Origin of the sequence: Mesorhizobium sp. M6A.T.Cr.TU.017.01.1.1 (assembly GCF_004023115.1) — a bacterium.
GTDB classification, from domain to species: domain Bacteria; phylum Pseudomonadota; class Alphaproteobacteria; order Rhizobiales; family Rhizobiaceae; genus Mesorhizobium; species Mesorhizobium mediterraneum.
Genome location: NZ_RZTA01000209.1, coordinates 1 through 5,008, shown reverse-complemented (window position 1 = coordinate 5,008; position 5,008 = coordinate 1). Strand labels below are relative to the sequence as shown.

The 5,008-nt window shown below is 61.8% G+C and carries 5 protein-coding genes and 1 pseudogene; 1 reads left to right on the top strand and 5 read right to left on the bottom strand.

The window, feature by feature from the left end:
• Window positions 1-131: 131 nt before the first annotated feature.
• The 4 genes and pseudogenes from EOB36_RS33030 to EOB36_RS33015 all read right to left on the bottom strand — a co-directional run.
• Window positions 132-315, bottom strand: a pseudogene (locus EOB36_RS33030) (alkane 1-monooxygenase); the annotation flags it as partial.
• 6 nt (window positions 316-321) lie between these two features.
• Complete coding sequence (locus EOB36_RS33025) at window positions 322-1,149, bottom strand: arylamine N-acetyltransferase (RefSeq protein ID WP_126104068.1); 828 nt, start codon at window positions 1,147-1,149, stop codon at window positions 322-324.
• A 38-nt stretch (window positions 1,150-1,187) separates the two neighbouring features.
• Window positions 1,188-2,390 (bottom strand): AI-2E family transporter, encoded by a 1,203-nt coding sequence (locus EOB36_RS33020; RefSeq protein WP_126104067.1) that lies wholly within the window; start codon window positions 2,388-2,390, stop codon window positions 1,188-1,190.
• Between the two features lie 235 nt (window positions 2,391-2,625).
• Window positions 2,626-3,687 carry an LLM class flavin-dependent oxidoreductase gene (locus EOB36_RS33015; RefSeq protein ID WP_128286539.1) on the bottom strand — a complete coding sequence of 354 codons (1,062 nt, stop codon included), beginning with the start codon at window positions 3,685-3,687 and terminating at the stop codon, window positions 2,626-2,628.
• A gap of 230 nt (window positions 3,688-3,917) precedes the next feature.
• On the opposite strand from EOB36_RS33015, the gene EOB36_RS33010 reads away from it, so the two are divergent.
• Window positions 3,918-4,346, top strand: coding sequence for a DUF6481 family protein (locus EOB36_RS33010; RefSeq protein ID WP_023801556.1), 429 nt, complete (start codon window positions 3,918-3,920; stop codon window positions 4,344-4,346).
• 87 nt (window positions 4,347-4,433) lie between these two features.
• Here EOB36_RS33010 and sugE read toward each other — a convergent pair whose 3' ends face one another.
• On the bottom strand, window positions 4,434-4,748 hold the full coding sequence (gene sugE / locus EOB36_RS33005) for a quaternary ammonium compound efflux SMR transporter SugE (RefSeq protein WP_095484562.1): 315 nt from the start codon (window positions 4,746-4,748) through the stop codon (window positions 4,434-4,436).
• Window positions 4,749-5,008: the final 260 nt, after the last annotated feature.

Genomic DNA, 5,008 nt, shown 5'->3' with positions numbered 1-5,008 from the left:
GATGTAGGAAGCGACCGCCACGGCCGCAAATTCAAAAAATTGAACAGACGCCGCGCGTCCAAGCAGCCGCAAAGGACGCTCTAGGCATTTTTAATTCGAGGTCCCTTCCGGAACTTATCCCGGTTCCCGGACATGCGCCCGCCGCCGACGCGTATCGTCCTGGTGCCGCCGGCGACATGGGCAATGACGATGGAGGTGGCGGCGCTGGCGATGCCCGGCATGTTGGCGGGCGAGATCGAGAGAATTGGCGAGCGATTGCGAAGCATTGCTGCCTTCGACGATCGGCGACAGGTCGAGAGCGGAAAGAGCGGTCATGGCGTCTCAGGCCTCCAGGATTTTCTTCTGTCGCGCCATAGCTTCGAAGGCTGCACGGTCGGGAATGGCGATTTCGAGCGGGCCTTCCAGCACGTCGGCGAGTTCGGCGGCTGTCGCTATCTCCATCTGCTCGGTACGGCCGCCGAGATGATGCGTCGACAGCCGGTTGTTGCGGAGCGCATAACGGCGGCCCGGCAAGGCTCGTGCGGCGATTACGGAGGAAAGGAAGTGCGAGGTTGGGTGGGTCGACAGGAAATGGTTGCTGACCGAATAGTCGACCTCATAGTTCTGCTGCATGTCGAAGCGGTAAACTGTCCGCCAGTCGCCGCCGACATTGGCCTGCAGCCGAAAATGATCGCCTGTCTCAACCATGCGGAATGTCTCATGTGGGGTCTTTTGCTCGAGACCCGGTCGAAGCAGGAGCGGCGCTGTCAGTGTCAGTCCGCCGAAGCCGACATCGGCAATATAGGTTCGGCCGTCGAGTTCGACGCGCAGCAACATATGGCTCCGGGCGGTTATGGCATCATCGGGCTGGCCCCAAAGAACGCGTGCGGCAAGGCCGCTGACGGCGAAGCCAAGCGCCTTCAGCACATGCATGAAAATGAGATTGTGCTCGAAGCAATAGCCGCCGCGACCCCGAGCGACGATCTTTTCCTGCAGCGAGGCGAGATCGAGACGAACCGGGTGGCCTAGAAACGGATCGAGATTTTCGAACGGGATTGCCTGCGGGTGTAAGAGATGGAGCGACTTCAGCGTTTCCAGCGAAGCGTCTCTCAAGCCGGTGTATCCGATGCGGGCGAAATAGGCGTCGATGTCGAAGGAGATATCGGTCATGGAAGGGAGCCAGGCTTTGACCAGCTCGATATAGGCATTCAATCCGGGCGCCGCAAACGCCGCGTGCCGGTTTGCGCTGCAGCGCTGTTCGTCTCCTCGATGAGTTCTTCTTCAACCACCGCAGTATGCTGCGCCGCCAGGAAATTGCCGACATGGCTGAGGCCGTCGAAATGATCGCAGAACACCTTGATGACGACCAGCAGCGGCACCGCCATCAGCGCGCCGACGAAACCCCACAGCCAGGACCAGAAGGCGATGGCGATGAGGATCGCCACCGCATTGATCTCGAGGCGGCGGCCAACCACCGTCGGCGTCACGAATTGGCCCTCGACGGTATCGCACAACAGCACGAAGGCCGGCGCCAGCAGCGCGTAGGAGATGCTGTCGAAGCTGATCAGCGCGATGATCGTGACAAGCGTGATTGTAATCAGCGCCCCGATATAGGGCAGGAAATTGAGCAGAGCCGCTGCCGCGCCCCAGACCTGCGGGTTGGGCACGCCGAGTGCCCAGAGGCCGAGTCCGATGACCAACCCCAGGCATGTATTGATGACGGCGACGGTGAGCAGGTAGTGCGAGATTTCACGTTCGACGTCATAGACGACGCGCAGTGCCCGCTTCTTTTCGCTGAGACTGGGGAAGGATTCGACGATCTTCTCATAGAACATCGTGCCGGAGGCGAGCAGGAACAGCGACAGGACGAAGACGATGATGAGGCTGGTGCCTGCCGACAGCAAATTGCTGGCGGCTTGCGGGAGAAGGCCGGATTGCGCCATGGCTACCCTCTGAACGCCCGGCTCCTGGGATGTCTGCGTCAGCCCCTCTATCTGCCGCGAAATCTCCATGATCCTTTCGAAAGGGCGCCGCAGTTGCGCGAGCCGTTCGGTCAGCTGCTGGCCAATCACCGAGGTGTTGTTGATGAGATCAATGACTGGCCCGCTGAGTAGATATCCTGCGACGGCGACGACGCAGAACGACAGCAGCACCAGCAATGTCGCCGACATCACGTCGGGCAAGCCGTGTTTGCGCAGGAAGCGGACGATCGGCGTCAGCGTCAGCGCCAGCAGGAAAGCCAGAATGACCGGCATGAAGAAGGCACGAGCGAAGGAGAGCGCGTAGATCGCCATAAGGATGAAGATGCCGACGAGCAGCGAACGCATCAGATGCGTGTCCGCCCGCGCCTCGACGCGCGGATCCGGGCTTTCGGCAGCGCCTGCGCCCAAAGCGGCGGGGTCGGCTTTCATTCTGGCCCTCGGCGGCACACCACGATTGGTGTACGCTGTTGGCGGAAACGCCTTTGCGGCTTCAAAGTTCCGTTAGAGCGACGTGCGTCCACTTGGACGCACAAAGCACGCTCTAACACTTTGAATCTACGCATCGTGCTTTCCGAAAATCGATTCCGATTTTCGGGCCGATGCGTTAGCCGGCGTTGATGGCAAGGCCGTACTGCGCCCTTGCCAGTGAATCAGGGCCGATGAATCAGGCGGCCGGCGCGGCCACGGCAGGGATGGTCTTCGCCGTTTCCTTGCGCACGATCGGCGCGACCTTGGTGCCGTAGAGCTCGATCGCCTTCATGATCTTGGCGTGCGGCATGGTGCCGATCGCCATTTGCAGCAGGAAGCGGTCGTTGCCGAAGATCCTGTGCTGGGCAACGATCTTTTCGGCCACCTGTTCGGGATTGCCGACGAACAGTGCGCCGTTCGGGCCACGCGACTGGTCGAAATGCGCCCTTGACGTTGGACCCCAGCCACGCTCGCGGCCGATGCGGTTCATCACCTCGGCCTGCGGCCCATAAAAATCGTCGGCCGCCTGGTCGGTGGTCTCGGCGATGAAGCCGTGGACGTTGAGGCTGGTGGCGAGATCAGCCGGATCGTTGCCGGCCCGTTTGGCCGCCTCCCTGTAAATGTCGAACAACGGCGCGAACCGTGCCGGCTCACCGCCGATGATGGCCAGCGCCAGCGGCAGGCCGAGCGCACCGGCCCGCGCGGCCGATTGCGGCGTGCCGCCAATCGCGATCCAGATCGGCAATCTGTCCTGGAAGGGGCGGGGATAGACGCCACGATCGTTGATCGGAGCGCGCAGCCTGCCCGACCAGGTCACCTTGACATGATCGCGGATGGCAAGCAGCAGGTCGAGCTTTTCGGCAAAGAGCTCGTCATAGTCTTCTAGATTGTAGCCGAACAGCGGGAAGGATTCGATGAACGAGCCGCGCCCGGCCATGATCTCAGCCCGGCCGCTGGAGAGAAGGTCGAGCGTCGCAAACTGCTGGAAGACGCGGACAGGATCATCGGAGGAAAGCACGGTGACCGCGCTGGTCAGCTTTATGCGCCTGGTGCGTTCGGCGGCCGCGGCCAGGGCCACGACTGGCGCTGAAGCCGCATAGTCGGGACGGTGATGCTCGCCCAGCCCAAACACGTCGAGGCCGACCTGGTCGGCCAGCTCGATCTCCTCGACTAGGTTGCGCAGCCGCTCATGCGCGCCGATGGCGCCGGGGCCCGGTTCCGGGCTGACGTCGGCGAAGGTATAGAGACCGAGTTCCATCATGTGTCATCCTGGCGTTTATTTTTCGCGCTACAGGTAGCGACCAGTCCGCCGCGCCGCCAGAGGGGCGGATGGTGAACAGTGCATGTCCGTTTCAGCCGAATTCAGCCGAAAAGGCGTCTCCCGACTGCAACAGCTCAGAATTTCATGGCTGGCATACCGTTTTGGCGCTTGAACTCTGGGTTTTCACGCGTATGTAAGCCTCGCAAATTGACTCCAGGGAAGTGGACTTGGCTATCTATAGGGAAAAAGACGTTTTCGAGCGGCGCAATGCCGCAAACGAGGCAAAGAAGGCGCTTCTCGAGCGCTTCAAGGCAAAGCCGGCAGCAGACGATCCAGCAGTGCTGGCACGACAGGCCGAACGCAAGGCAATCCTCGAAGCTCGTGCGATACGCGAGGCCGAAAAGGCCAGGCTGAAGCAGGAAAAGCTGGCGCGCGAAGCGGCCGAGAAGGCCGAGCGCGAAGCGGCTGCCGAAGCAGCGCGTATCGCTGCCGAAGAAGCGGCGCAGGCGGAAGCGAAGATCCGGGAAGCCGAAGAGAACGAGCGCATCGCTCGTTTGCTCGCCGACGAGGCCGAGCGCAAGGCTAAGCGCGACGCGCGCTATGCGGCGCGCAAGCAGCGCACCGGCAGGACGCCCCCGGGCTTTTCGGCTCGCTAGCGCTCCTACAGCGCGATTTCACCAAGCAAATTCAGGGCCGCCTTGCAGCGGCCCTGAAGGCGTTTGTGTTGCAATCTTGCAGCCAAACTAGGCCGCGAGCTTCAGCCCCATGATGCCGCAGACGATGAGCGCGATGCAGGCCAGCCTGATCGCCGTCGCAGGCTCGCCGAGCAGCCAGATGCCAAGCAGCGCCGTGCCGACTGTGCCGATGCCGGTCCACACCGCATAGGCCGTGCCGACCGGCAGCGTCTTCAGCGCCAGTCCGAGCAAGGCGAGACTGACGACCATCGAGACAACCGTCAGGACCGTCGGCAGCGGCTTCGAAAACCCATCAGTGTATTTGAGGCCGATCGCCCAGCCGATCTCGAACAGGCCAGCGAAGAAGAGAAGAATCCACGACATCGGAACGCTCCATTGAATTGCGGGTCGTCCCGGTCTTTTCGGAAAGCGCGAAGTCGTCTTCGCTGCATTGATATAGAAATTTCGGGTGCCCAATCAACAGCAGCGCCGGCGGCATTTCAGGACCAATCGCTGACTGTCGATTGGTCCTGAAATGCCGCCGGTCATGGCCTTGCGCCGAAACGCCGAGACTTACCTGTCCTTGAGTTTGGTCGCCTTGACGGGCGGCGCCTTCAGGGTCGGGGCAGCGGCGGGGTTCTTTC